The following is a 25,739-nucleotide window of genomic DNA, read 5'->3' as shown; positions in this document are numbered from 1 at the left end:
TTATACTTCTACTTCTACTTCTTGTGGTTTTGGGACTGTGAATAATAAATCACGGTAATATTCGTATTGTTTTTGGCGTAGTTCGATTTCACGAGGGAGAGCTTTCAAAAGTTCGTCGAACTTATCGAGGATACGGACAATTCGCTTTTGATCAGCTATAGGTGGTATCGGTATTTCAACCTTTTTGAGAGAATCCACGGTTAAAGACACATTTGCGCCACCTCTCATCAAGGGGACTAGCAGTACATCTTTTTTATCAAAGAGATAATACCTTAGAAATTTTGCTGATAAAACTCCACTGTCGTTTGGGATGATTGCACACAAAATATTACCAAGAGCAAATTGACCCTCTTGAAAATATATCCGATCTATACTTGCTATCCCATGTCCCCTTGATGATATTAATGGTACACATACAGCAGCACAGTCAAATTGATATTCAGAAGATGACTGCCTTTCTTCAGTTGTGGCAACAAGTGGATATTTACCTGGTGTTGCTTTTTTAATTGGCGTTGAACCTTTTTTGATATCACAGCACTCTCCAATTTTTAAATACTGAGTCGATTCTGTAAATTTAAACATTTCAAACTGATAGTGACTATACTGCTTTTTGCGCATATTAAATTCGGCTTTCAGCGCAGTAGTCAGCTCGGTAAACGTATCTAAAATTCGCACTATCTCAGCTTGGATTTCCAATGATTTTTTGGGGTTATCTGGGCATGGGATAGGGATTTTTATGCTATTGAGACTCTTTTTGTTTAACTTTGGCTGTGCAGCACCAGAAATATATGCAGTTAAATCAATACTATTTAGGAATATTTCGACAAATCGACGTTCTTCATAGGTTTTGAATTTTAATACATGGGCATGGTTGTTCACCCAACTTTTGCCACTTATACTAAATGCAATAGGTGTATTCCTAGCGATCAAATTTGCTCCATCTTCTGACACAAGTAAATAATCGCCGTCAAAAATATACTCTTTAACATAGTCAACAATACCAGACGCCCCATAATATGGAATATTTCCTGACTCCCTCAAGCCGCTTTTTATTGGCTTCCTCATTGAATCACAGTTTTCAGCTAACTCACCCAGCATCACAGATTCAACCTCAACACCATCCAACAATTTTTCAATAAAATGTAAATGGCTCATGCTGAAGCCTCGCTGGCTGGCTTTGGCTCACCTTCAATCTCTGAAACAATGGCATCAATATCTATTCTAAGTTGGTCAATTTTGGCGACTGTGGTTTTTATATCGCTGTTCAGCTGCGTAATATCTACGATTACTCGGGTATCTTTAGCTTCAACATAACTGCTGACTGACAAGTTGTACTCATTGGTTGCAATAGCATCAAGGTCAACAGAATGTGTAAAGTGATCAAGGTTTTCTTTGCTGGCGAATACCTTCATGATTTGCTGTATGTGGCCAGGATTTTCCTCGTCTTCGTCGTCTGTCAGTACGTTGTTATTGGTTTCTTTTTTAAACAAGCCGCTGGCATCAATAAACTGCGTTTTGGTATCTGATTTGTGTTTTGACAGCACCAAGATATTGACCGCAATCGTAGTGCCAAAAAACAAGTTTGGAGCAAGGGAAATCACGGTTTCAACATAGTTGTTATCGATAAGATATTTACGGATCTTTTGCTCAGCACCGCCTCGGTAAAAAATACCGGGGAAGCAAACTATTGCTGCACGCCCTTTACTGGATAGATAGCTGAGAGCGTGTAACACAAAGGCAAAATCCGCCTTTGATTTAGGTGCCAGCACGCCTGCTGGCGCAAAGCGTTCATCGTTAATTAAGGTTGGGTCACCGCTGCCAATCCATTTAACTGAGTATGGAGGGTTAGAAACAATGGCATCAAACGGTTTATCATCACCAAAATGTGGTTCGATTAAGGTATCACCCAACTGAATATTAAACTTGTCGTAATTGATGTTATGCAAAAACATGTTCATACGGGCTAAGTTATAGGTAGTATGGTTAAGTTCTTGCCCAAAAAAACCGTCTTCAATAATGTGCGCATCAAAGTGTTTTTTGGCTTGCAGTAGAAGTGAACCAGAACCTGCTGCAGGGTCGTAAATTTTATTTACGCTAGTTTGCCCGTGCATGGCAAGTTGAGCGATTAATTTTGAAACATGTTGCGGAGTAAAAAATTCGCCTCCTGACTTACCAGCATTTGCTGCATAGTTAGAAATTAAGAACTCATAAGCATCACCAAACAAATCAATTTGGTTATCTTCAAAGTTGCCGAAGTTAAGTTTTTCAACGCCTTTTAAAACGGCTGCTAATCGTGTGTTTTTACCTTCAACCGTATGGCCAAGACGATTACTGGTTGTATCAAAGTCTGCAAATAAGCCTTTAATGTCTTGTTCAGAAGCGTAACCATTTGCTGAGTTTTCAATCGCTGCAAAAGCAGCCGCAAGATCAGTGTTCAAATTTTCATTTTTATTGGCTTTGCTGGCGACATTACTAAATAGCTGGCTTGGGTAAATAAAATAGCCTTTGGTTTTAATGGCGTCGTCTTTAGCAAACTCAATATTTTCATCACTATCGGCCATTGCTGCATAGTCGACACTTTTGTCACCACCGGTAATGTAATTGATGAAGTTTTCACTGATAAAGCGATAAAACAGCGAGCCAAGCACATACTGCTTGAAATCCCAACCATCTACTGATCCACGAACATCGTTGGCGATAGCCCAGATTTGGCGTTGCAGTTCAGCACGTTGTTGAGCACTTGTCATTATTAAATCCTATGAAATTACTGAGTAACTATTGGTAAAAATATAACAGGCATTATAACGAGCAAAATCAAGCTGGGCTAACTCAACTTGATAAACATGACCACATTATTTGATATTGCACGTAAGGTGCTCATTATATGAGTCAATCTAGTCTATGTGGACTCAATAATATAGTATTGTGATTTGTGTAAATAGTGATAAAAGAATAAGGACATTATCTTGACTCAATCTCTACAAACCTTTCGCCGTGCAATCGGGGACGCAGCTGAGCTATTTCAGTGTTATGAGAATATGAATGCTGTACCTGAGCAAACACCACCTAATAGCCTAAAAAAAGCCAGCTTGGTTCTTGCGCTTACTGCATGGGAAACTTACGTTGAGGATGTAGCAACTGAACTTTTCCAAAATAAGTTCAGTATTCTAAAAGGTTCTACAGTGGGCAACTTTGTTGAAAAGCAGTTTAGGGACAAACTAAAGCAATTCAATACGCCTAATTCAACTAAGACACAAATGCTATTCAGAGAATTCTTCGGTTTTGATGTTACTGAACATTGGACACTACAGCATTACATTCCCAAAACAGCAAAACTCAACTGGACGATTTTATCAAGTTGAGAGGAGAAGCCGTGCATCGTGCAGTCGTGGACATTAACCAACCAGATGTAATTAAAAAAGGCGAGCTTAAAAAGTGTATCCGCTTTTTTGAAAATTTAGCGAAAGTAACGGATAACGCCCTAGAAAAATACAATTCAGGAAATGTGTAATTTGTCTGAACAGTTATTTTATTTACGTTAAAGAGCTGTTTTATCACCAACTAGGTAGGTTACCAGTCAAGAGTGTAATTAATCTGAAGCGATGATTTATCTGTGTATGTTTACTCATAAACTTTGAACAATATGAGTGAATACAATGAAATTAGCAGAATTTTTTATAGGCTTACCCTTACTTTTTTGTTTCGTAACATTGATAAAATTTGTTCGCGAAAACTGGCACACTATCGTTGATTTTCTGATGACTTTGTTGACTTTGGTAGGGTGGTCAATATTGGGTATCTCTATTTTATTGACTGTAATGTTGATAGTAGCTGACTTAAAAAACTGATTTTGGTCTTTGGACGTTTTCCACTGACTTTTAAAATACTCAAAAAATAATAAGGACATAAGCATGTCGTTTTCCCTAAATGTGGAAATGCTTGAAACGCATAACCTAAAGCAAAATTTTGAAAATAATTGGTTTGAGAAACAAGTTACAGCTTTTAAGGCTAAAAATGCTCAACTGGTTGATACAGAAAACCAATTAGAAGAATTTGAACCTTCCATTGAACAAGTTGAAGAATTTATCAAAAGCGGCAACCAACTCCAAGCTGCAATTTTTCTTAGTGAAATGGATGACCTTCAATATGAAAAACTAGACGGTTTATCCGGCTTTGAATATGCCATTGCGGTTGAGCTTCCCGAAATAGTATTTGCTTTATTAGCACTTGAAAGGAGTCAAGTTTTTTACAAAAATTCTGCTTTACCGTTTGCAGTGGCGATGAATTCTCCGCTTTGCTTTAATTTGTTACTTCTTTCTAAACAATTTGATGTCAATACCGATTGCTTTATCGAGTCCGAATATATCGATCTTGCAGGATTTTGTGGCTTTCATCACTACGGTAAAAGTTTTATCCCCCATATTTGGCTACAGAAGCCTGAATATCACGCATCACACCGGTTTTTAGATATTGATTGGGAGTTAGGTTTTGGTGAATATGACGCCCCTATAATGTATCACGCTTATCAAAACGATAATTATGAAATGATGAATCGTCTTGTTGGGTTAGGAGCAGAAATAAACCCGAGTTTGACCAGTGGAGACTGCGCTAATTTATTTCACCAAATGCTATGGGATTGGCAGGATGATAACCCTGATACGCATAAAGGATTAGAGTGGTTTGCTAAGTTTAGTGATTTTTTAACTTGTGATATTGGAAGTGAATCTCCAGCTTCACTCTTTGTTCTTAACCGTGAGGGTACATCAACAACACAAGCGGAATTATTTGATTTTGGCATCCAATATGAAATTGAGTCAGATAAGCAAGAGTTACGTGATGAACGAATAGAATTACAAGATAATTTATCAGACTTGCATAGAAAATTAGGTTCGTTCGAAAAGGAATTATTCGAAGTTGCTGATAAACGTGTGTTAAGGCAATCTTCATCAGTCTCGATTTATGCAGATCTTCAGAGGCTAAAAAAGGTAAGTGTTAATCAATCAATTACCGATATTCAAGTCTCTGTAAATAAAGATGACTTCACATTGGCTGTATGGAAAGATAAAAGTGCTTTCCCTGTTTCAGCTTCATTTCCTATCAAATTGATTCATCAATATTTAGATTCAGAATTTTCTCAGCTCTTGAGCATTAATCCAGATGAGTTATCGCCACTCCAACTACTGGCTCTTTGTTTGCATGTTAAGCCAGAAATTTGGCTCTCATTTAACTTAATATTTCAGGAAAAACAAACTGTAGTTTTTGATTCTATTAAAGGTTGTGGGATCAGTGATGCCTCAGATTGGAGACTTTTACAAAAGATGTACAGCCACTCATCTGTTGATGACCCATGCTCTTACACATTTGACAGAGAAATCTTAAAGTACAATGAACTGTTCTTATTCTTAATTGAATCGGGGATACTTTCAGCAGATAGTAACTATTTATATAACTTCAATAAAAGCAATAAGACGCCTGTTTCATTAAATCTTGCTGAGGTATCAAGTCCACACTTAATTAAGGTAAGTGCCGCTGTTGATGAAGAAAAACTTCATGAAGTTTCAGTACTTATAGGCCACAAAGAAGCACTAGATACTTCAGAAACTCCTGCACCTGATTTAATTCGAGAGCTATTGGATGTATTCCAACATGCAGCACCGTTTGCTAAAGCCTGTAATGACTGTAAAGGCATAAAGCCATTTTTTGAGTTAGCTGATGGCGTTGAGTGTATGGTATGTATCAACAATGAAATGGAGTTTTAGTCTCAATTTGGTGTTTACGTTAAGAGTGAGAGAATGATTAAACAAAACGCAAAATGGAATGAACGATTACGCAAAAAGTTATTTATCGATGAATACAGTGTCTTTGGGCAAGAGTTCGGTCTCAAACTTGTCGCAGATCCATTAGAACAAGACAAATTTGTGGACGACTTGTGTGAGCTATTAGGTGATATGGATATGTATTGCTCTGGCGGCTTATGGTAACGGGCAAGATGCAAGCTTTTTAGTTTGCTGCCATGGCCGTTACGATCTACCAAGTGAAAAACAGGTGCAAAGCATCAAAGGCTTATTAGATCAACATTCGGCTATTATTGAGTTTGGAGACTTTAAACCAATAAATTTACATTACCCTGATAGCCAAAGGTTTTAAAACTATGGACAGTTTATTAGTCAATCTACGTAAATATCGACCGAGAGAAAATACTGATCCTTTAGAAAACTTCGTCACTGAAGCTTTTGCTTGGGTGCTAAGAAATAATTCAAGTTGTCTTTCTGCTTTTACAAAACTGTTAAATGAGAAGTTAAACCTTAGTTTAGATATTGAATCGCAGCCCTCTGTCATATCAACACAAGAAAACTTTGATGGTGTATATCCAGATATGCTGATCCAATATGATGACTTCGCATTAGTTTTTGAGCATAAGGTGAACTCTTACCTTCATACCAATCAGCTACAGAATTATCGTGATAAGTCTAAAAGTCATAATGGCTTTAACGACTGCAAGTTGGTACTGATCACTCGTTCAAGAAAACAGCATGAACAGAAACCAGATTTGAGCTTATGTTGGTATGAGATTTATCAGTATTTCCAAACAAACTTAAGTGAAGATGAAAAAGAAAATAGTTGGGCGATTAAAGAGCTGTTTGCTCTATTTAAAAAGGAAGGGCTTGTGCCAGCAAAACCAGTAAATATTTCAGTGATGAATCAGTATTTTTCTGCTTTGAAGATAGCTAACCAGATGGAAAACTTGATTAATGAAGCCAAGTTAGAAGACTGGTATTTAGTTAGAGAGTGTGGCTTTCTACATAATGCTAAAAAGCAGCGATGGGGAAGAATTGGTTTAGAGTTTGGCACTCAAGATAGCCAAGGAAAAAGGCGTTGGTCACCGGGGATTTTTTGTGGATTTATCGTTGATGGTAACGATCACCGAGTTTGTTCGATTATTGAAGATGAACCACTAACAACTTTGATCATTGAATTTAATGATGATGCCCAAGAAAAGCTAGGTATTAGCGCAAAGGGAATTTCTAACCCTGAGTTACATAATCAGCTAGTCAGTGATATTAAAAGCATGTTATTAGTTAAAGACTTTGGCTGGCAGGTGATTGATACTCTTCAGCATAAGACCATTAAGTTTAATAAATGGCGTCCAGTTATGCTTATGTGTCCAACTTCTAAATTCTTTGATGATTGCACTTCAGCTGATGATCAAAGAATTAACTTCTACAAGCAATTTAATGAATTATCCAAAGCAATTTACGAATTAGAATCTTTTAAAACGATATGTGAACAGCTTCAAGAATAGACAAACAAATTATGATTCAATTTTTCAGGCAGTTATAATGTTTAGAGATTAACTATTTCATCTAGATGCTTAATTTTTCTGAATCTTTATCCATCTGTATTACAGTAATTTTTTACTCAAAAGAATCACAAATCAATGCGTAATAAATCTGAAGTTACTTTTTTCCCATGTATATTGATAATCAAATTATATGGAGTTGTAGAATGAAAAAAATATACTATCAACAAAATCAAGATTTCGAAATCGTAGGAACACCAAAAGAACAGCAAGGCTTTGCTCTCTACTTCAAAGCGTTTATGCAAGATGCTTTCATTCCACGACCAATCGGTCTTCTTTCTACTAATAAAAAACCATTTTTTGCATATGTTGAAGACAGCAAAAGTGTAACTATTGACGTGGAGGGAACATTAATAGAGCTTTCACCTATGCAACAAGGAGTCATAGGTACATATCGTTATGCTATTTTTATGAAGAATAATCAGATGTTAGATTCTCTTGATAAAGGCGTAAATTCAATTTTAACCGATTCTCAGATAAACTTTTTACTTCCCAAAGCCAAAAATCTACTATTCGACTTTCGCACATTTGCAAGAAAACAGCGTATAGAATACTAAATTTGTCCAAGACTGTATATCAAAAGAGACTCATTAATGACGTATTAAATTGGTTTGGTTGCATACAATTTTGGTACTGATAACTTGGGTCTCAATGCTCAACTACATTTAAGTCATTTGCTGAAAGAGCTGAAACATGCTGACTTATTTTCTTTAAACCCGATGAAGCCTCTGCTGCTATACCAACCCTCTCAAGCTCAACGGCAAACTGCTCATGCCATACTTGCGGTAAGCCTTTTCTTACATGAAAGCGCTTTCCATCAAAGCCAAGGTTTTTAATGGTGAGGTGAACGTGCGGGCTGTCTGTGTCGGTATGCAATGCAAACACATACTGGTAATTGTCAGCGAAGGTCTTTTTAGCAAATTCTCTTACTGATTGTTTTACCGCTTTTGGTTCAGTCCCGTCAGGCATTGAGAATATGAGGTGCGTGCTGTGGCGGGTTCGTTTACGTTGTTGAAAGTCTGATTCGTTCCAGTCTTTGGCCAGTTGTTGAACTGCATTTTGTTCTTGGTAAATCAACCCTGTTTCGTCTTCTAGTTCGAGTTTTCCGTTGCGGCTGATGTAGTCGAAGTGGTTTGCGGTGTGGGCGTTGTTGTAACCAAAACCACTGACTTTAACCATGACTTCAGGTGCACGTTTTGTGTAGTGGTTGCTGTTCTTAATTCGGTTGGATTTAGTTTTAACATCACCGTTGAGTAAACCAGAAATTGAGTCGTTTAACAGTCTGCTCATTAATACTCCTTAAAAGCTAACATTAAGAAGGCGCTGGATACCCGCTTTCGCTGACATGACGAAATAACATCATTCTTCTTGCTCTAACTCCCAACGTTTGCAGTTTTTGTTGATAAGGTCATTAATCATGGCCTTGTGCTGTTCAAATTTACCATCAAGTACTTCTATCATTTCTCTGGTGAATTTGTCGCTGTAGCGATAATCGATATTGAGCACTCGGGCGATTTGATTGAGGTTACGGCCTACTGCGGCAAGTTGTCGGTTGGATTCTCTCAAAGCGTGAATTTCATCACCTGTTAATACTGGCTCTCTATTTAAATTAGCCATAATAGAGGCTCTAACCCAGTTACTTTGGGAAACGTATCCTTCTGCGACAGCTTGTTGTTGAACTTTTTGCAGACAATGCTTAGTTAACCTTACTGACACTCTATCTGTTTTCAGTTCATTTATTTCGTTATCAATTCCTGCTTCTGGTGTGACCTTATTTATCATCATCCGCAGCATATTCGATTGGCTAATGCCACTGTCCTGGCAAAACTGCTGCCATTTAAGTTTTTCATTTATTGATAAGCGTGTTTTAACAACACTTTCATCCATACTGTACTCCTATAATCAGCGAGGATTAGTCAGTTCTTTATTTCACTTTTTCGGCTAAATTTCAAGCAATGGATTATCATTTTCGAGGTGAAACTTTCTGTGGTACCAAATGCAGACAAAGTTGGTACCAAACGTCACCAGCTTTGGTACCAGTTGTCACCAGCTTGCGAATCCTGCATTAGTAAATTAAGTGGTGTATTTCATTTTTAGCAGTGCTTTTACTGTTTAAGATCAAAAATCATAAATCACACCAAATACGGCTAAAATCAACAGTCTCAAACCGATGGCAAGAATCTTTCATGTGTTAAAAATCACGAATTGTGATAATTTGTCTCGACAAACGAGTACAGAAGTTAAATTTTACTATTTTTTGAGTATTTATCAGTTTCGCCTACTCTTTAACTTGTTAAAGTAATAATAGATTTAAGGCTATTTCTTTATGGATACACTTGCAGAACGGCTCGATTATGTCATGAAAGAAGCAGGAGTAAATCAGTCTGAGCTTGCTGTTAGTGTTGGTATCAGACAGCAAGCTATCAGTCGTATGCTCACTGGCGTTACTAAAAACTCTCGCTACTTTCTGCCTATCTGTAATGAGTTAAACATCAGTCCGAAATGGTTGATGGAAGGTATTGGCGACATTTATTCAAGAGATCTCAAATCCAAAGCAGTTATTCGTAATGTGCCATTATTAACATTCAAGCAAGCTATCAACTGGCCACAGAACAAAGAGCAAATTACTGATGATTTAATTGATGCTTGGTGGGAAGTATCAAGCACTAATGTTGGTGAAGATGGATATGCTATTAAGGTTCGTGGTGACAGTATGGAAGGCCAAGGTCATCGCTGCATATCTGAGGGATGCATCTTAATTGTCGAGTCTACATCAGAATATGAGTCCGGTGACTTAGTGATTGCTAAACTGCCAACGTCATCTTCGGCCTGCTTTAAACAGATTGTCGATGAAGCTGATGCAACCTATTTAAAATCCTTTAACCCAAACTATCCTCTTATCAAATTTGAAAATGGTGAAGTTTTAGGTGTCGTTAGACAAGCAATTTACGAATACTATTGATCTGTCAGTTAGCATATCGTGAGACATATTTTATTCTTCAATATCTGCTGAGCACGCCTAACTGTTTGCTTTTCAGAGTAGAATGGTTCAATTATTATCTGTTTTGACTCTAACTGCTTTATTCTTGATGAGTTAAGTACAAACCAATCAGTGAAGTAAATGCCATCTATTACTCGCCATTCACAACCTTGGTGATCTTCAATCTTTATGTTGTGTAATAGATCTGCGGCGATATAGGTTAAGACTTCAAAGAATCCGTCAAACTCACCTTCCTCCCCTTGCCCATCTGAACATTCATAACGCTTAATTGCTTGAGTTAAACAAACCTCAAATAGTGGCACATCGAAAATTCGAATGGTATCAGAAAGGTAATATGCAAAAGTTTTAAGATGAATTTCTGCCTCTGGGGATTTGATTAAAAACTGAGTGAATGTAGGCGAAAAACTTGGGTGTGTTGCTAACCAGCCGTTTATCATTTCATAAACGCTTCTGGTTGATGGTTTTAACTGGATAAGTTGTGTCATAGACCACCTCGTTATTTCAATTCAATAACGAATCCATTCAATTTGTCCTATTAATTCGCTGCATCTCAATCAAGGAATGACCTCGCCATAATGCAGCAAGGTATATTCGACTGTTACTTTTGCGAAAGCAGGAGCCTAGTGACTTTTTTCCCTAAAAGTCACTGGATACCTGTTTTCACTAGTATGGCGACTATTATCTCGACTAAAATGTAATTCGTTAAAAAAATATCTATAAATCAAACTGTTTGACCATCTCAACATAAACAAAGATTCATTATCCGTTGCTTGACGAATTGGAATGCTAACTTTTAAGCTGCTTCACATAAGCAAAGGTACTAAAAACCATTAATAATCTTTTGATTACTGGGGTGAATTTTCTTTGTTATCCATACTAAGCAATGAAGCCGTTAAATTCATGTTAGTTAAATTTGTAACAAATATTAAGACTATTAAAGGAATAAGACTCTTAACAAAAACAAGGTAATAGTTGTGACGACATCGAATTTCAAAGTAGATCTACACCCGAACAACATCACCTTCAAAAAAGCCTTTGCCATCGTTTTTTTACCTTTCGCCGCCGCCTTTATACTAAGTTGTCTATTTAGAACCATGAATGCTGTTTTAGTCCCGACTCTGGTACGTTTAACGCAGGCTTCGCCCTCTGAACTTGGGATATTAAATGCGACTTACTTTCTCGCTTATGCTCTATTTCAAATACCGTTAGGCACATTACTCGATAATTATGGTGCGAAAAGAATACAGTCTTTGCTATTTCTCATTGCCGGCTCTGGACTGGTGTTATCAGGGTTGAGTGATCAAATCGGTACGATAGCAATTGGCCACGCTTTACTTGGTGTAGGGATGTCAGGTGGATTAATGGCAGCATTTAAAATGATTGTTCAGTGGTTCCCAAGCGAGAAAATACCAATGCTGAATGGAATAATGATGACGTTTGGCGGGATTGGAATACTGTTATCAGCAACGCCAACTGAGTATCTGGTAACTCAGTTTGGATGGCAAGATTTGAACATTTGCTTTGGGTTATTGGCAATTATTACTGCACTGATCATTTATGCAGTTGTTCCCGAAACAAAAACTGCGACAGTAAACTCCAATTTTTCAGATCAGCTGAATGGCATTGCAACCATATTTAAGTCTAGGTACTTTTGGACTATTGCACTTATTACCACAAGTGTTTTACCAAGTTTCATGGCAGTACACGGCTTATGGATTGAAAACTGGCTACAAGCTGTTTCAAACAAACCGCAAAGCACGATTGATAATTACTTAGTTTTGATGGCCATTGCGATGACAGTGAGTCTTTTATCAACTGGCTATATCGCAAAAATAGCAAAGCATTATAAAAAGCCACTGGAGAATATACTGGCTTTGTTGGTTGTCGTTTATATTGTTATTGAACTTGTTATTATCATTGCTCATGGTCGTAATGATTGGGTGTGGTGGATTTTATTAAGCTTGATCTCACAAATCTTTAATTTGTCGTATGCGGTATTAACTCAACACTTCCAAAAGACACATTCTGGTAGAGCAAACACCGCATTGAATGTTGTAGTATTTACCTCAGTTTTTTTAATTCAATACCTGATTGGGTTGATTGTCACTGTCTCAAGTCAGTACTTTTCTGTAGCAACAAGCTATAAAATCAGCTTTATATTACCAGTATTAATTCAAGTGATCTTTTTTTACTTATTTTTGTTCTTACGGAAAAAGAGCACTTGTAAAAACTGTTTTTAGAACTCAATATCTGCAAAATTGATAAAATTAAAAATTATTTTCTTATCAGTATGCTGCGGCATCTTCTTTTAAATATTTCAAATAATGCTAACTCGTAAATGCCCCTAAATGAGTCAGCAACGAACACTCACTACAATACTATTTCTAATGTTTACTCGTTAAAAGTCATGTTCTTTGGAACGACTATTTTATGACAAAGCAGACCTAATGATTAACTTTTATAGTGGTTCGTGCTATAAATTTGCTTCAAGTGCTGATGTAGTGAAAATCACCATTTGTTAACTGACTTAAACCAGTCATCTTTCGTCAAGATAATATATTCTTTTGTGACATTAGCGGTGATTTAACCTGAAGTTACTTTCTGAAGTGCATACAAGATACGTTATGGTAAATGCCGTGAAATTACTGGCCTTGGATAATGCGTAAGCGTGTTTACACCAATACAAAAATCAAGGTATTATTTTAAAGTTATAAAACATATTAAAATAATAAGTTATGCGCAATCTTAGATTGAATGTCAATCCGTATCAATGAGCATGATTAAAATGTTTTGAGTTACAAGCAAGGAGGTCGCATGCCGATCAAGAAAACAGGAAGTTTCGATTTATCAGCAGGAATATTAGGTACAACCAAAGCTAAACTTGCTGAATTTCTAACTGAAGATGAAGTTTCAAGAACTGAAATAATTATTAACGATGGCAAGTTAAGTTTTAATGCTGACAATTCAATTTTAGATAAAATTACAGCAGAATTCGGAAAACCTCGAGAAAGGAACTAATTAATAAATGTCCAAACCTTCTAATAATAAAAATTTTGTAGTTAATGGCTCACAGATCAACAAAAATACACCTCTAGAAACTCAAGCGATCTTAGCTAAATATCAATTTTTTTACTCAACTATGGGGTTATTCTTAGGGCTTTCAGCCATTATCGGTGGAATATATCTCTTTATTCAAGGAGTGAGTGGTTCATCTGATTGGTATGTTAATTTTTTAGGTGCGGAGTCTAAAATAGCTCAAGCGGCTCCTGGTGTTATTTTATTTATTGTTGGTTTATTCATGGTATTTGTAACTCGATATAAATACAAACACATTGTAGCCAAGTAACTCATAACAATTAAGGGTAATATGAGATTTTTAAAATTAGTTGCAGTGTTTTTTCTGCTTACAGGTTGTGTTGCAACAGCACCAACTTCAGTTGAAAATGCTTCAAGTCAAATTGAAGTTGAGCATGATAAGTTTAACGGAACAACTTGGATTAGAACTCCATTGTATTTAAGTCGTCAGGGATTTACTGATACATTTCCAGTCAAACTAATGTATAGAGCTAACTATAAAAAAGGTCGTTTGGAATTTATACAATTATATGTAACTGCTACAAATGTAGAATGGGGTTTTTACCATTCAGCAAACGACCAAAATGGTAACTCTCTGAATTTTGTCAACGTCGACAATGTTGTGGGCTCAGCAGCTGGGATGGTTACAACAGTTGAACATTTTGGTCTTGATATATCTAAGAATTATCTTGCTAAAATGGCAAATGAAAATTGGCAAATAAAAGTATACGGTAAGCGTAAACGAGGTGTATTTATTGTCCCGCAGGCTGTTTCTTTAGCCTTTTTCGAAAAGCTAAACTGCTTTGAAAGTAAGAAGTGCTAATAATATAAGCGCGTTAAGTGGGAGCTATCGCAAACCTATTTACCATAACCGCCGTTGTACGAATTTCTGTTGTAAGCCCAAATTTAAATTTTTAGGGCTAGTCGAGGCTCACAGTAATTTGATGTTCATAATTTGGTTTTAGAGATACTTTTTCTAATGCAATCTATTGATTATTAACTGAAACTGAAACTCGTTTTTGTCCAAATTCGAGTCAGCAGTCGCTGGTTAGGAATGGAAAAAATCTATAAATCAGTAAATTAACCATGATATTCGGATAATATTTCGCTAATGATTTTCCAAAATTCGCCAGCCTGCTCCAACATTGGCCAATGTCCTGCTTCTTTAATTATTACTCGCTCGTACTCAGCCTTTTTTAAATGCTCTAACTCCAGCCTAGACATCGTGTACTCACCATGAATATATAACTTCTGACACTTCAAACTTTTATATAGCAAATCAATGTGATTAGCTGCCAACAGTTCAGTAGATGATTTAGCCCAATCATGAATGATATTGGGGTCTGACCTTTTAATATTTTCAAGATAGCGCTTCACAAAAGCGTTAGACTCTGCTCCAGTCTTTAATCGAGAACACATGTATTCAACAAACTTCACGGAATCATCAAATTCACTAGCTTTTGTTAGTGATCGGGCATCACGATCATCTTCAACCAGCATTCCTTCTACATTTAAGAACAAAACAACATTATCTAGCTTTGCCGTTAGAATGGTCGCAATTGTTGCTCCCAGAGAATGACCAAGGATTATTAATGGTCGCCCTGATGAATAGACTGAAATCAATTGTTCCAGCAGTGTAACGATGTTATTTAAGTCGAAATATTTTTCTTCAAAACGGCTTTTTCCGAATCCTGGAAGATCAGGGATGAACACATTGCATTGTTTAGCTATTGATGTATCAAATATTCCCTTTAAGCTATCACTGCATTCGGTAAAGCCATGAATTAGCCATATGTCTGTATTAGCATTATGGTTTTCCAAGTAGACAATATTTGTGCCTGTATTTTCATCAAGCATCTCCGATGGCATACCGGTTCCCTCATGTTCTTTAAACATCACTGTGACTCTCAATTTCTTTGATTTTTAACATCTGATTAGCCCCTTTTGTAAAGTGATAATCAACTTCAACAATGTTATAATTTACGGGCAGCTCATCAAGTGCTTTCAGGACGAGCTTTAACTGCTTTGGTGTTTGTCTATCATTACCAATAAGTGGGAAGATTCTTACCTCTTTTGCCACTCGAACCAATTCAAGTATCGAATTGATGTGAAAGTCTGCCGATAAAATTTCAGAATATAAAAATAAGAAGTTTCCGCATAATGCGATATCAAAGCTATTATCGTCAAATGGCAGTTTTGGTAAACTGGCATTAATGTATTTTCCACTGTTTCTTTGTGTTGAATAGTCATTCAAGAAGGTTTTTGATGCGCTGAGTCTTTGAGTTTTAAGCTTTTGTGGAGAGCTAAAGTAATCCCAGTTAAAGTCATTCACAGAATTTAATATTTTGGGGTAAATTAATTCGCAAGAAGTGCTGACTTTCTCACCAATTGCATCAGGTTGTAGTCTGTACAGAGGATCGCAAGATGTTACATCTAGCCCTTGTGATTTAGCAGTTACATTGAATGATGATGCGCCGTCAGCACAACCCAAAATCTTCTTACTGAGATCTTCCTTTTTCAATGAGAACATTCTTTGATATTCATCAAATGAACGACTCCAAATTAACACATGTTCTAATACAAAAGGCATAGAATTTATCTCGCTGTAACTCGTTACAAAGCAGGCTTGTCGAGCTGTATTGATGGGACTGTTAAGTTATCGAATATAAAATCAATAAAGCATCTCATTCGCTTGGGTAAATTCTTGTTTGCGTAAGGATGAATAAGGTAAATTGAATTTGTGATGGTTTTGTATTGGCTCAAAACTGGCACTAATAAACCTGCGTTAATTTCATCTGCAACAATAAATGTTGGCGCATAAATCAAAGAAACTCCGCTCAAAGCAAGGTGTTTGACGAACAGAGCGTTATTGGTAAATATATTGGTTTTTACTGGGATATTGTACCCTTCATTACCGTCAAAAAATGTCCAAACTCTTTCGTCAGGTTGAATGCCATGATGGCAGTCTAAGCAATTGTGTTTTGAAAGATCTTTAAGGTCTGTTGGTATTCCATTACGTTGCAAATATGATTTACTGGCACAGACTGTATAATCATGAGTAAGGACTAACCTTGATATAGCCGAAGAATCTTCTAATCGACCACATCTAAAAGCAATGTCATATTCATCGATTGGTGGCAGTGCTCCAAGTGCGCCATCAAGTGTTATCTCAACTTCAACATCGCTGTACTCTTGTAAAAACTTCTCCAACAAGCCAGATAAAATTATATTACTGAAATTTTGTAATGCAGATATTTTTATCTTTCCTTTGGGGTTACTGTGAACATCTATAACCTGCTCACAAACTGAGCTTAGCTCTAGCTGCATATTAGCGCATTGGCGGTAAAGAATTTCACCAGCCTCAGTTAGAGCTAATGTTCGCGTTGTTCTCTTTAAAAGCTTTACTCCTAATGAAGCCTCTAACTGAGAAATACGTTTGCTCACAGCGCCAGCTGTCTTTTCATTTTTATCTGCTGCTGCCGTAAAGCTTTTGTACTTAACAACATCAACAAAAAGCATTATGTCATTTACTGGAAGCATGGGTACTCCAACCTGCGGGACGATTGCATTGGGAAAAGCTTACTCGCATTAATAAAGTTTATTAGCCCTAATCGTGAGCGACCCTAATAAACTTAATCCAGCAAATAGCATCAAATAGTAGGCTGGCATCAAAGGATTATTGGTTATTTTTATAATATATGTGGCAATGAGTGGGGTGGTTCCACCAAGCGCAGCAATAGCAACGTTATAGGTAAGCCCTACGCCTGTATATCGGACTTTGGAGGGAAATAATTCGGCAAGCATTGCCCCATAACTCGATGCTACTAATGAAAATGAAACACCAAGAATAATGAGTGACAAAAATACCGCATATTGTGATCCATTGAGCAACGCATTAAATGATGGGTAGGATAAAACTAACAACAAAAATGAACCGATAACAACCAACTTTTTTCTACCCAAATAGTCTGAAAGGTAGCCAAATAACAGCATGAACAATGAAAACAGACCTAAATTTACCGTGTTAAACAATTGAATGTGTGAGGTTGTCAGTGAATGGCTAACTCTAAAATTCGTCAGATATGTCGGCATATAGACAAAGAGTAAAAACATACTCACAGCACTCAAGCATAGAATCGATACTGCTTGAATAAACTGCAATAAATAGTTCTTAACTAGAAATAATGATGGAATGTACCCTTCTTCTTGTTTAACTGATGTTGTTTTGAATAAAGGAGTCTCTGACAAATTTTTCCGTAAATTTGCGCCAAACACACCTAATATAGCTCCGATAAGAAACGCCACTCGCCAACCCCATTGGGTAAATTCTTCTGTTGTTAGCACTTGATGAAGTAAAGCAATGATGCCTTGACCAAACAAGGTAGCCAAGCTGAGTGCAAAGAAGATTAATACAATCGCCCTACCACGCTTGTTCGTGCCAACATGTTCAAAGGTAAAAGTGATTGCACCGGGGATTTCCCCACCCATTGCAATCCCTTGTACCACTCTGAGTAAAACTAAAAAAACGGGGGCTAAAACACCAATCTGTTGATAATTAGGTAATATTGCAATCAGTAAAGACGGAATTGCCATTAAAATTATCGAAAAATAGAATGCGTTCTTTCTTCCTCGTAAATCACCGTAGTGACTAAATATCAAACCACCTATTGGTCTAGCGAGATATCCCACGGTAAATGCACCAAACAATCCTAATAGCGAGTTTATATGTTCTGTTGCAGGGAAAAATTGCGGGCTAATTGTATTTGCAAGAAAGGCAAAGATCATAAAATCGTAAAACTCTAATGCTCCACCAAGCGCAGAGATACCAACGACTTTGAGTTCTGTGATTTTGAATTTACGTGTTTTCACAATAGCAAGCTCATTGATATTACTTCACTTTCAAGTTGAGTAGTTCGGCATATTGTATTGAGTTTTTTGGAGTACATAGCTTGCGAAAATACCATAAAGCCAAAACCAGAAATATATCCAGTTAATTCAGCTTTATACAAAATGTACAATGTTAAAAAACAAAAAACACTAATAACCTTAATGCCTTACTCTTATTCACTGTTAGTGCTAAGGCTAATTTCTACAACCTTAACGTGAGCTGTCTCAAACTCATTCTCTTTACAGTAAATCAAGGATTTCACCCGCTTTTGCGGAAATGAAGCTGTTTCTGGTAAAAGTTAACTTTACAAACAAATCGGTGTCATGTACTCATATAAAAATCATAAATACAATTTAACTTGTATTAAGTTGTAAAAGGTGATTTTTATGAGTGAAGATTTATCAGATGCAGCAAAACAAGTCTGGTTCACCAGTCATCAACTGTGTAGGTTGCTTGGAATTAATAGAACCACATTCTGGAGGTGGAGAAAGCACAGATATTTTCCAGAGCCAGACATAACAATCGTTGGACAAGATCGATACGATATTAGAAAAATCAAAGTCTTTTTACAAAGTAAATTGTAGAGAGCTCTATTTCAAGCTTAACGATGGAGTGTCTGTATGTATCCAGAGTTACAAAAAGAAGTGCTTAGACGGTTACCTCCAGATTATGATTTTAAAAGTCAAACCGCCGATTACTTGCAACAAGGGCTATGCCCCAGTTGTGGTAAACGAGAGTTGTACACGCATAGGCACGCCCCTTGGATTCTCCGTTGCGGACGCTTAAACAAATGCGGTCATGAGATCCATATCAAACAAGTTTACCCTGAGCTTTTCAACTCTTGGAGTGAGCGTTTCCCTGCTACCATTCAAACTAATTCTGATTCAAGCAACACTAATACTGCAGATGCTTACCTAAAGTACGCCCGAGGTTTTGATCTCAAGTTAATCAAAGACTGGTATCAACAAGGCGCTTACTACTGCTCTAAACGTAATATTCATTCAGCCACGATAAAGTTCACGCTTGTAAATGGCTCAACTTGGGAGCGCTTGATTGATAATCCTGAACGCTTCGGTTCAATGAAAGCCAATTTCAAAGGGAAATATAAAGGATATTGGTGGCAACCACCCAATTTTACAATTGCTAAAGTCATTGATGCGTGCGAACTGTGGCTGACCGAAGGAATATTTGATGCTATCTCCCTACTACAGATAGGTATTCAAGCCGTGAGTGTCATGAGCTGCAACAACTTTCCTAGTCAATTGTTATCTGACTTAGAGTCAAAGTGTTTTGCTAAAAAAAAGCCTACATTGATATTTGCATTTGATACAGGTACAGCAGGAGAATTAAAAACTCAACAATTCGTTACAAAGGCTAGAGAGCTTGGCTGGCAAGCAACAGCAGCGCAGCCTCCTAAATCAACATTAAAGTTAGACTGGAACGAGCTACTTACTAGAGAACGACTGACCACCGAGCACCTTGAAAAATACCGATATCTCGGGAAACTACTTGTCGCAAATTCAGCAACTGAGAAAGCAATACTTATTTACAATAGACAAGGACAAACCGAGTTCCCATTTGAATTTAATCATTGCCTATACTGGTTCTCAATAGACGTAAATAACAGCAGAAAAATTGCAGAAAGAATCGCCGATGAACGTTCTTGCAATTGCAGTGATCAAATTGTAGTCGACCAAGCAATTAAAGAGTCTTCTAAGGTAAAGCTATTATGTAAGTGTTTCCCACAAGCTTTGTACGCACGGAAAGTCCACTCATCGGAAGATAAAAGTTATTACTTCAAGATAGATTATCCACACCAAAATTATGTCACCAAGGCAACGTTTACGGGCAGTAATTTAAGTTCAAGTTATGAGTTTAAACGACGTTTACTCAGCATTACTGGTGCTGTATACCGAGGTAATACAACACAACTAGACCGACTAATCGAACAGCAGCTTTACAATATAAAACAAGTCTTGGCATTGGACTTTATTGGTTACAGTGTTGATCATCAATGCTACATATTCAATCAGCTGGCCGTTAAACAAGGCAGACTATATCAAATCAATGAAGAGGATTTTTTTGATATTGCTTCATTGAGTATTAAATCTCTACTGCCAATCAAAATAGATATTAATCAAGAGCTTAAAAGTATGGATGAGACTTGGTTCGACAAACTATGGCAAGCCTTTGGCATTAAGGGCATGGTCGCCCTGCTCTTCTGGTTTGGCAGTCTGTTTGCTGAGCAAATTCGGCTAATCCAAAAAACGTTTTTGTTTTTAGAGATCACAGGTGAGCCCGGTGGCGGTAAAACCACATTAATTGAGTTTATGTGGAAGTGTTGTGGTCGTATAGAATATGAAGGCTTTGACCCTAATCGTTCTTCGCCTTCAGCAAGAGAAAGAATCCTTGCTCAAGTCGGTAATCTACCTGTTGTTCTTAGTGAAGCTGATAGAGTATCAAACCGTGATCCTAAGCAGGCTAGGTTCGATTGGGAAGATCTAAAAATGCTCTATAACGGTCGTGCGACTGGTTATAAAGGTGTAATGAGCCATGACAACCAGACACGAGAACCCAAGTTTCGAGGTTCAATTTTAATTGAACAAAATGAAGATGTGGTGGCCACCTCTCCCATTTTACAACGCATTGTTAAACTGGTTATCGATCCCAAACATCATACTAATGATAGCCTTATAGCTGCTGAATGGCTTGAGTCAGTTGATATGGAGGATGTATCTGGCTTTATTTTGAAATCCATTTTGAATGAAAAAAATATCATGCAAATACTCAAAGATAAAATGCCGCAATACATGAGAGACATTAAGCAAAAACAAAATATCCGTATCAATCGCATTGCTAAAAACCATGCTCAACTTTGTGCGCTCATGGACGCACTTGCAGACACGTTTTCAGTGACGCAAAGCAAGTCTGAAGAAATCAAAGATGCGCTATATAAAATGGCATCGCAACGCCAAACCGCAACCAGTAAAGATAATTCGTTATTAGAAACCTTTTGGGATGTATATGATTTTTTAGAAATGGAAGAAGTAGCCTCTGTTAATCATTCTAGAGATCCCAAACTCATTGCTATCAGTCTTAACCAGTTTGCCGAGGTAGCCGCATCACGTAAGCAAAAACTTCCTGAATTAAATGATTTGAGACGTCAACTAAAACTTGGCAAAACACACCGTTATATTGGTCAAAAAACAGTGAACAGTGCCGTTCATGCACGCCTAAACAAATCATTCCCTACGATGAAAAAGGCAGCTTGTGTTAAGTGCTGGATTTTTAAGAAAGGAGAACGTAAATGAACGATAAACTTATGAAAGCTTCACTTTGGGCAAGACGAGAGTTTGATGTTGATTCAACTCCAAGCCCAAAAACTATCCGCAGCTGGATAAAATCTGGCATTATAGAAGGCCGCTTTATTGATGGTAAAGCCTACGTTTTCACACAAGAGAAAGCAGGGTTAGCACCAAGTATTTCCAAAAGTGTTGGTGAATTATTGAGGGCATAATGGCTGACGTTCGCAAAAGCAAACATACCAAGTCATTACCAGAGCATTTGTATTTCGATGCTCGACGAGGCAACTATCGGATAAAACTTGTCGATGGTCGCTATAAAGATTTAGGTAAAGACAGAGAAGAAGCGATTTCGATAACCAAAGAATACAATCGAATCGCTAGACCTAAAATTGCTGCTTCTGTCGAGAAACTGTTACGTATTGATGAACAAGGCACCGATACTTGTTTCGGGTTTCATATCCATTCACTACTGAAACGGATTTTAGAAGAAGAAAGACCATCAGAAGAATATAAAAAAACACTAGAAAAAGATGCTCAAAGGGCTAAACAATTTTTTATAAATGTGCCTGCTTGTGAGATTGGGCTGCATCACGTCAATAATTACCTTGCAGAGTTTCACTCTGATGTCAGCGCCAATGTGCAAAACAGAAAAGTTGCTTGGCTAAAAAAACTGTTCTCTTATGCCATTGATGAAAGCTTAATGATGGTTAATCCAGCCACACTAAAAAAACGTAAAAGAAAAGAAGAAAAGAAACGTCAAAGGCTTAAATTAGATTGGTATCAAAAAATTCATGCTGTAGCACCATTATGGTTACAAACGGCTATGGACTTAAGCTTACAGACAACTCATGCAAGGTTAGAAATATCTCGCATTCGGTATCAGATAAAAAAGCCCACCTCAAAAACCTGTGGCTGTTTTTGGTTTAAAACACCAGAAATCTCTGCTCAAGGTAAAACTTACGGCACGCTCTATATTCATAGGCAAAAAGTCGCCCATAAAGAAGCCTCTCATGTTGCCATCCCCATCGGTGAAACATTAAAACAAATTATTGACCGGAGCCGAGATAACTTAGTCAGTAATTTTGCAGTACACCGTCTACCAGAACGATGCAATGATAAACTGGGTAAGGATGTCACTCACCTAACCCAAGTCGCCCCAAACTATATTAGCCGAGCATTTTCAAAATTACGTGATGAAGTTGGCTGCTGTGATCACTTAGAGTTCTCGCAACGCCCTACATTCCATGAGATAAGAGCACTCGCCGCCCATTTATTTGATACTCAAGGTATCGATCCACAATCTCGTATGGCACACACTGACGCCAAGAGCACCAAAATCTACACGGAAAATCACATTGATTGGGTTAAAGTCCCCTACGCAGAGATCAAATTCAAGTAATTAAATACTTCCTGATATAATGCATGAGTTGAGTTATTTTAAAGGTAATCTACAACCTTTTTATAACCGCAAAGATTACCTTCTAACATGAAAGCAAAGTCAAAGCTTAACAATGAATTAGAGAAGTTTTGACTCTGTAATAACCAAGGTTACCTTTTTCCGCAAGTGATGCGGGATGTGTGCTCACACTTTATAAGAGCTTTTACCTGCTATCTCACTTTTGGACAGGAACAATTTAGAGCTAAGGCACTAAAGGTGAGCGTTTGGATTAGGATATTTAGGTCACCAGATATGCTAATTAGGTGCATTTAGCACTAAGCCAGCCATTCACTTAATTTAGTAGCTGTGTTTGTATGCTGATCGTATACCATCCATAAAGATTTTGGTTCACCTTTCATTTTTCCCCACACTATATGCCTATACAACCCCAAATACTCTTGCTGCGCCCAAGACTGTTCATAATTGAATGTTGCCGCCGGCAATAAAGCTACATTATTAGTTGATAAACTTTCATCACCTATACCAAGCTCCCACGGAACCCACTTTGAATCCTTACTGTTTGTAGTAACAAATACTATAAGTTTACGGCTGACTTTAATTTGATTTTTCAATATTGCAGCTGTTTCAGGGTTTGGATTATCAGGGAGCCTATTATCTCCTAAATCACAATATACGGATGCCCCGTGAGATTCTAAAAGGTTAATTACTCCGGGTAAATACTCAGCATCTTTTGATGAATGAGACAAGAACGTATCTTTGTTACTCTTTGCTGAAGAATTGGATTTAAGTACGGCCCTTTCATTAAGCGTTAACTTATCATTAAACCTTTTAAGATCTTCAAATGTTGTAAAATCTACCATGTGACTCTTATAACTCCTAACCAATGGCTACTGTTTTTGTGACAAAGATTAAGACAGCAATAGATACGTAAAAACCCCAAACTGAAAAGGACTTTAAAGACTCCCATTGTAAGTATGAAAGATTCCCTTTGGGTGCAACACTATATAAATCAGTCTCCGTAAGAACTTTAGAGTGAAGCTTTGAAATAAAGTCGTTATATGAGTTTCTAAATGCTTTCTCTAAAGCCAAGTAATACGCATCTAAAGCGGCAAAAACTATTGTAGGTAACATAGCAATATATGCATACTCAGGCTTTCCTTTATCTGCAACAATAACAAGAACTGCTGAGACTAAAGTTACACACCATGCTTTGCTAGAAGAACTATTTACTGCCATACGTTGAATCACATTTTGTAATATGCCCAAATGGGTTTGTATAGATGGTGATGCAGAATCAATCTTTACGACTGGATCTTCCATATTTAATTTGCCTTATTAGATATAGCGTGACTAATCCAATTGGACATGTTTTCTGCTATATCACCATATGCATTGATAGAGCTAGGATCATAGCAAGGAACATAGTCTGACATTTTTTTACCATTTGCGAATTTAATCTGATCAAACGGATTTTTACCTTTACGACTAGTACCATTTCTAGGGCATTTAATATTGTGTATATGAATCCCTAAAATAGCTTTCCCATCATTCCATGCTTTAATTATTTCGTGTTCAACCCAAGGTCTGCCAGCTGTTTCGCTACCGATCAAAACTATGATGCATCGTTTGTATTTCATGTTTTGATCTATCCAATTTTCTACAGATTTTTTACCTGTTCGCTTTAATGTTTCCCATTCATTTGGTGTGGTTGGCGCATTTCCTTCAATCGAACCAATATTTCTTATTTGTTGAACTCTCATAACATCATTTCCAAAATGAAAGCTATAAAAAACAGGTGTTTTTGCCATTTTTTTGTCCTTGTTATTTGATGATATTCCAGTTAAACCACCGATTATACTACCTCCGACAATCCCTCCTATACCTGGAAATATTAAATTTCCGGCAATGGCTCCAACGACTACTGGAATTGCAGTTTTGACGGTGAAGTTATCGGTATCCTTATTAAATTCTTTTTTCGGTGCCTTTAATTTACTCACTGCTTAAATAAAACTCCATATGCACCTATCTAGGGAATCCTCAGAAAATTGCTTTTACAAACCATGGCTAGACACGCATGGTGCTGTTTGAACTAATCAATTTCGCCAAAAATAACACCATGCGCGACATTACAATACTACATCAATCTCTGGGTTCGCAATGCCCTACGATTCACAAAAAACGCTTTAGTTCTCTTATGGTTGCCATAAAATCATTACTAGATGGCAATCAACTCTCATTAACACAGCTAAGTCGTAACATCTCTGGCAATGTCGCAGCAAAACATAGTATCAAAAGAATGGACCGCGTACTCGGTAATCACCATCTCAATAATGACAGAATGGCTCTATATCGATGGCATGCGCAGCACCTTTGTGCCGCTAATCCTATGCCTATTATTCTTGTCGAGTGGGCAGATGTTCGTGAACAATTAAGACTAATGACTTTGCGCGCTTTCATCAGTGTCAAGGCCGAAGCGTGACCCTTTATGAACGCACATTTCTACTTGAAGATTACAATGCCCCGCGCAGCCACAACCGCTTTCTAGAGGAATTGGCAACCATTTTACCAGGGCATTGCTGTCTTTTAATAATGACTGATGCGGGCTACCAGAATACTTGGTTTACTCAAGTTGCCGAGTGTAGTGGTCAACAAAAACTGGCCATGCTCTTAGAGCTTTCCCAATACAATCGCTCGGACTCATTTAGGCTCTT

24 protein-coding genes and 2 pseudogenes are annotated in these 25,739 nt (G+C 37.3%); 14 read left to right on the top strand and 12 right to left on the bottom strand.

Annotated features, from left to right (window positions below; translation table 11 throughout):
* A complete protein-coding gene (locus JQC92_RS00895; RefSeq protein ID WP_204997866.1) occupies window positions 1-1,155 on the bottom strand; it encodes a restriction endonuclease subunit S in 1,155 nt (384 codons plus the stop codon).
* Complete coding sequence (locus JQC92_RS00890) at window positions 1,152-2,747, bottom strand: type I restriction-modification system subunit M (protein WP_204997865.1); 1,596 nt, start codon at window positions 2,745-2,747, stop codon at window positions 1,152-1,154. Before JQC92_RS00890 ends, JQC92_RS00895 begins: the two co-directional genes overlap by 4 nt.
* Before the next feature lie 291 nt (window positions 2,748-3,038).
* Between JQC92_RS00890 and JQC92_RS00885 the strand changes: the two are divergent.
* From JQC92_RS00885 to JQC92_RS00865, 5 genes and pseudogenes are all read left to right on the top strand, one after another.
* Window positions 3,039-3,511, top strand: a pseudogene (locus tag JQC92_RS00885) (HEPN domain-containing protein).
* 400 nt (window positions 3,512-3,911) lie between these two features.
* On the top strand, window positions 3,912-5,759 hold the full coding sequence (locus tag JQC92_RS00880) for a hypothetical protein (protein ID WP_204997864.1): 1,848 nt from the start codon (window positions 3,912-3,914) through the stop codon (window positions 5,757-5,759).
* A 33-nt stretch (window positions 5,760-5,792) separates the two neighbouring features.
* Window positions 5,793-5,981: a 50S ribosome-binding protein YggL gene (locus JQC92_RS00875; RefSeq protein ID WP_204997863.1), complete on the top strand. Its 189-nt coding sequence runs from the start codon at window positions 5,793-5,795 to the stop codon at window positions 5,979-5,981.
* Window positions 5,982-6,151: 170 nt separating this feature from the next.
* Entirely contained in the window at window positions 6,152-7,303 is a 1,152-nt protein-coding gene (locus JQC92_RS00870) for a PD-(D/E)XK nuclease family protein (protein WP_204997862.1), read from the top strand.
* A 203-nt stretch (window positions 7,304-7,506) separates the two neighbouring features.
* On the top strand, window positions 7,507-7,917 hold the full coding sequence (locus tag JQC92_RS00865; RefSeq protein WP_204997861.1) for a hypothetical protein: 411 nt from the start codon (window positions 7,507-7,509) through the stop codon (window positions 7,915-7,917).
* A gap of 91 nt (window positions 7,918-8,008) precedes the next feature.
* Here JQC92_RS00865 and JQC92_RS00860 read toward each other — a convergent pair whose 3' ends face one another.
* Window positions 8,009-8,650, bottom strand: a complete 642-nt coding sequence (locus tag JQC92_RS00860) for a relaxase/mobilization nuclease domain-containing protein (protein ID WP_204997860.1) — start codon at window positions 8,648-8,650, stop codon at window positions 8,009-8,011.
* 69 nt (window positions 8,651-8,719) lie between these two features.
* Window positions 8,720-9,247 carry a plasmid mobilization protein gene (locus tag JQC92_RS00855; protein ID WP_204997859.1) on the bottom strand — a complete coding sequence of 176 codons (528 nt, stop codon included), beginning with the start codon at window positions 9,245-9,247 and terminating at the stop codon, window positions 8,720-8,722.
* A gap of 439 nt (window positions 9,248-9,686) precedes the next feature.
* Between JQC92_RS00855 and JQC92_RS00850 the strand changes: the two genes are divergently transcribed.
* On the top strand, window positions 9,687-10,322 hold the full coding sequence (locus JQC92_RS00850) for a LexA family protein (protein ID WP_204997858.1): 636 nt from the start codon (window positions 9,687-9,689) through the stop codon (window positions 10,320-10,322).
* Between the two features lie 8 nt (window positions 10,323-10,330).
* Here JQC92_RS00850 and JQC92_RS00845 read toward each other — a convergent pair whose 3' ends face one another.
* On the bottom strand, window positions 10,331-10,846 hold the full coding sequence (locus tag JQC92_RS00845; protein WP_204997857.1) for a hypothetical protein: 516 nt from the start codon (window positions 10,844-10,846) through the stop codon (window positions 10,331-10,333).
* 489 nt (window positions 10,847-11,335) lie between these two features.
* Here JQC92_RS00845 and JQC92_RS00840 point away from each other — a divergent pair, with 489 nt between their 5' ends.
* The 4 genes from JQC92_RS00840 to JQC92_RS00825 all read left to right on the top strand — a co-directional run bounded on the left by JQC92_RS00840 (window position 11,336) and on the right by JQC92_RS00825 (window position 14,259).
* Entirely contained in the window at window positions 11,336-12,601 is a 1,266-nt protein-coding gene (locus JQC92_RS00840; RefSeq protein ID WP_204997856.1) for an MFS transporter, read from the top strand.
* A gap of 574 nt (window positions 12,602-13,175) precedes the next feature.
* On the top strand, window positions 13,176-13,379 hold the full coding sequence (locus JQC92_RS00835; RefSeq protein ID WP_204997855.1) for a hypothetical protein: 204 nt from the start codon (window positions 13,176-13,178) through the stop codon (window positions 13,377-13,379).
* 7 nt (window positions 13,380-13,386) lie between these two features.
* Window positions 13,387-13,707, top strand: coding sequence for a hypothetical protein (locus tag JQC92_RS00830; RefSeq protein WP_204997854.1), 321 nt, complete (start codon window positions 13,387-13,389; stop codon window positions 13,705-13,707).
* Window positions 13,708-13,728: 21 nt separating this feature from the next.
* Entirely contained in the window at window positions 13,729-14,259 is a 531-nt protein-coding gene (locus tag JQC92_RS00825) for a hypothetical protein (protein WP_204997853.1), read from the top strand.
* A 257-nt stretch (window positions 14,260-14,516) separates the two neighbouring features.
* Here JQC92_RS00825 and JQC92_RS00820 read toward each other — a convergent pair whose 3' ends face one another.
* Genes JQC92_RS00820 through JQC92_RS00805 form a run of 4 tightly spaced genes read right to left on the bottom strand, consistent with a single transcriptional unit; the run spans window position 14,517 to window position 18,305 of the window.
* Complete coding sequence (locus JQC92_RS00820) at window positions 14,517-15,332, bottom strand: alpha/beta fold hydrolase (protein ID WP_204997852.1); 816 nt, start codon at window positions 15,330-15,332, stop codon at window positions 14,517-14,519.
* Complete coding sequence (locus JQC92_RS00815) at window positions 15,325-16,026, bottom strand: class I SAM-dependent methyltransferase (protein WP_204997851.1); 702 nt, start codon at window positions 16,024-16,026, stop codon at window positions 15,325-15,327. Before JQC92_RS00815 ends, JQC92_RS00820 begins: the two co-directional genes overlap by 8 nt.
* 23 nt (window positions 16,027-16,049) lie before the next feature.
* A complete protein-coding gene (locus tag JQC92_RS00810) occupies window positions 16,050-16,976 on the bottom strand; it encodes a LysR family transcriptional regulator (RefSeq protein WP_204997850.1) in 927 nt (308 codons plus the stop codon).
* 48 nt (window positions 16,977-17,024) lie between these two features.
* Window positions 17,025-18,305, bottom strand: coding sequence for an MFS transporter (locus JQC92_RS00805; protein WP_204997849.1), 1,281 nt, complete (start codon window positions 18,303-18,305; stop codon window positions 17,025-17,027).
* A gap of 639 nt (window positions 18,306-18,944) precedes the next feature.
* On the opposite strand from JQC92_RS00805, the gene JQC92_RS00800 reads away from it, so the two are divergent.
* From JQC92_RS00800 to JQC92_RS00790, 3 genes are read left to right on the top strand one after another with little or no spacing between them, the layout of a single operon-like run.
* On the top strand, window positions 18,945-21,635 hold the full coding sequence (locus tag JQC92_RS00800) for a toprim domain-containing protein (RefSeq protein WP_204997848.1): 2,691 nt from the start codon (window positions 18,945-18,947) through the stop codon (window positions 21,633-21,635).
* Complete coding sequence (locus tag JQC92_RS00795; RefSeq protein WP_204997847.1) at window positions 21,632-21,841, top strand: hypothetical protein; 210 nt, start codon at window positions 21,632-21,634, stop codon at window positions 21,839-21,841. Before JQC92_RS00800 ends, JQC92_RS00795 begins: the two co-directional genes overlap by 4 nt.
* Complete coding sequence (locus JQC92_RS00790) at window positions 21,841-23,028, top strand: site-specific integrase (RefSeq protein ID WP_204997846.1); 1,188 nt, start codon at window positions 21,841-21,843, stop codon at window positions 23,026-23,028. Before JQC92_RS00795 ends, JQC92_RS00790 begins: the two co-directional genes overlap by 1 nt.
* Before the next feature lie 314 nt (window positions 23,029-23,342).
* Here JQC92_RS00790 and JQC92_RS00785 read toward each other — a convergent pair whose 3' ends face one another.
* From JQC92_RS00785 to JQC92_RS00775, 3 genes are read right to left on the bottom strand one after another with little or no spacing between them, the layout of a single operon-like run.
* The gene (locus JQC92_RS00785) at window positions 23,343-23,888 is read right to left on the bottom strand and encodes a toll/interleukin-1 receptor domain-containing protein (RefSeq protein WP_239480250.1); all 546 of its coding nucleotides are present in this window, start codon (window positions 23,886-23,888) and stop codon (window positions 23,343-23,345) included.
* Between the two features lie 16 nt (window positions 23,889-23,904).
* Window positions 23,905-24,348 carry a hypothetical protein gene (locus JQC92_RS00780; protein WP_204997845.1) on the bottom strand — a complete coding sequence of 148 codons (444 nt, stop codon included), beginning with the start codon at window positions 24,346-24,348 and terminating at the stop codon, window positions 23,905-23,907.
* 2 nt (window positions 24,349-24,350) lie between these two features.
* Window positions 24,351-25,025 (bottom strand): TIR domain-containing protein, encoded by a 675-nt coding sequence (locus tag JQC92_RS00775; RefSeq protein WP_338049475.1) that lies wholly within the window; start codon window positions 25,023-25,025, stop codon window positions 24,351-24,353.
* Window positions 25,026-25,144: 119 nt separating this feature from the next.
* On the opposite strand from JQC92_RS00775, the pseudogene JQC92_RS00770 reads away from it, so the two are divergent.
* Window positions 25,145-25,659 (top strand): annotated as a pseudogene (locus JQC92_RS00770) (transposase family protein); the annotation flags it as partial.
* Between the last annotated feature and the right edge of the window lie 80 nt (window positions 25,660-25,739).

Origin of the sequence: Parashewanella hymeniacidonis (genome assembly GCF_016900895.1) — a bacterium.
Taxonomy (GTDB): Bacteria; Pseudomonadota; Gammaproteobacteria; order Enterobacterales; family Shewanellaceae; genus Parashewanella; species Parashewanella hymeniacidonis.
Note: the sequence above shows the minus strand (reverse complement) of the source record. Positions and strands in the feature narration are given on the sequence as shown.

Excerpts from the sequence above, each read along its gene's own strand:
- JQC92_RS00780 (WP_204997845.1), bottom strand. The coding sequence starts at position 24,348 with ATGGAAGATCCAGTCGTAAAGATTGATTCTGCATCACCATCTATACAA.
- JQC92_RS00830 (WP_204997854.1), top strand. The coding sequence starts at position 13,387 with ATGTCCAAACCTTCTAATAATAAAAATTTTGTAGTTAATGGCTCACAG.
- JQC92_RS00815 (WP_204997851.1), bottom strand. The coding sequence starts at position 16,026 with ATGCCTTTTGTATTAGAACATGTGTTAATTTGGAGTCGTTCATTTGAT.
- JQC92_RS00845 (WP_204997857.1), bottom strand. The coding sequence starts at position 10,846 with ATGACACAACTTATCCAGTTAAAACCATCAACCAGAAGCGTTTATGAA.
- JQC92_RS00875 (WP_204997863.1), top strand. The coding sequence starts at position 5,793 with ATGATTAAACAAAACGCAAAATGGAATGAACGATTACGCAAAAAGTTA.
- JQC92_RS00890 (WP_204997865.1), bottom strand. The coding sequence starts at position 2,747 with ATGACAAGTGCTCAACAACGTGCTGAACTGCAACGCCAAATCTGGGCT.
- JQC92_RS00855 (WP_204997859.1), bottom strand. The coding sequence starts at position 9,247 with ATGGATGAAAGTGTTGTTAAAACACGCTTATCAATAAATGAAAAACTT.
- JQC92_RS00800 (WP_204997848.1), top strand. The coding sequence starts at position 18,945 with ATGTATCCAGAGTTACAAAAAGAAGTGCTTAGACGGTTACCTCCAGAT.
- JQC92_RS00825 (WP_204997853.1), top strand. The coding sequence starts at position 13,729 with ATGAGATTTTTAAAATTAGTTGCAGTGTTTTTTCTGCTTACAGGTTGT.
- JQC92_RS00810 (WP_204997850.1), bottom strand. The coding sequence starts at position 16,976 with ATGCTTCCAGTAAATGACATAATGCTTTTTGTTGATGTTGTTAAGTAC.
- JQC92_RS00790 (WP_204997846.1), top strand. The coding sequence starts at position 21,841 with ATGGCTGACGTTCGCAAAAGCAAACATACCAAGTCATTACCAGAGCAT.
- JQC92_RS00895 (WP_204997866.1), bottom strand. The coding sequence starts at position 1,155 with ATGAGCCATTTACATTTTATTGAAAAATTGTTGGATGGTGTTGAGGTT.
- JQC92_RS00795 (WP_204997847.1), top strand. The coding sequence starts at position 21,632 with ATGAACGATAAACTTATGAAAGCTTCACTTTGGGCAAGACGAGAGTTT.
- JQC92_RS00880 (WP_204997864.1), top strand. The coding sequence starts at position 3,912 with ATGTCGTTTTCCCTAAATGTGGAAATGCTTGAAACGCATAACCTAAAG.
- JQC92_RS00870 (WP_204997862.1), top strand. The coding sequence starts at position 6,152 with ATGGACAGTTTATTAGTCAATCTACGTAAATATCGACCGAGAGAAAAT.
- JQC92_RS00860 (WP_204997860.1), bottom strand. The coding sequence starts at position 8,650 with ATGAGCAGACTGTTAAACGACTCAATTTCTGGTTTACTCAACGGTGAT.
- JQC92_RS00785 (WP_239480250.1), bottom strand. The coding sequence starts at position 23,888 with ATGGTAGATTTTACAACATTTGAAGATCTTAAAAGGTTTAATGATAAG.
- JQC92_RS00835 (WP_204997855.1), top strand. The coding sequence starts at position 13,176 with ATGCCGATCAAGAAAACAGGAAGTTTCGATTTATCAGCAGGAATATTA.
- JQC92_RS00865 (WP_204997861.1), top strand. The coding sequence starts at position 7,507 with ATGAAAAAAATATACTATCAACAAAATCAAGATTTCGAAATCGTAGGA.
- JQC92_RS00820 (WP_204997852.1), bottom strand. The coding sequence starts at position 15,332 with ATGTTTAAAGAACATGAGGGAACCGGTATGCCATCGGAGATGCTTGAT.
- JQC92_RS00850 (WP_204997858.1), top strand. The coding sequence starts at position 9,687 with ATGGATACACTTGCAGAACGGCTCGATTATGTCATGAAAGAAGCAGGA.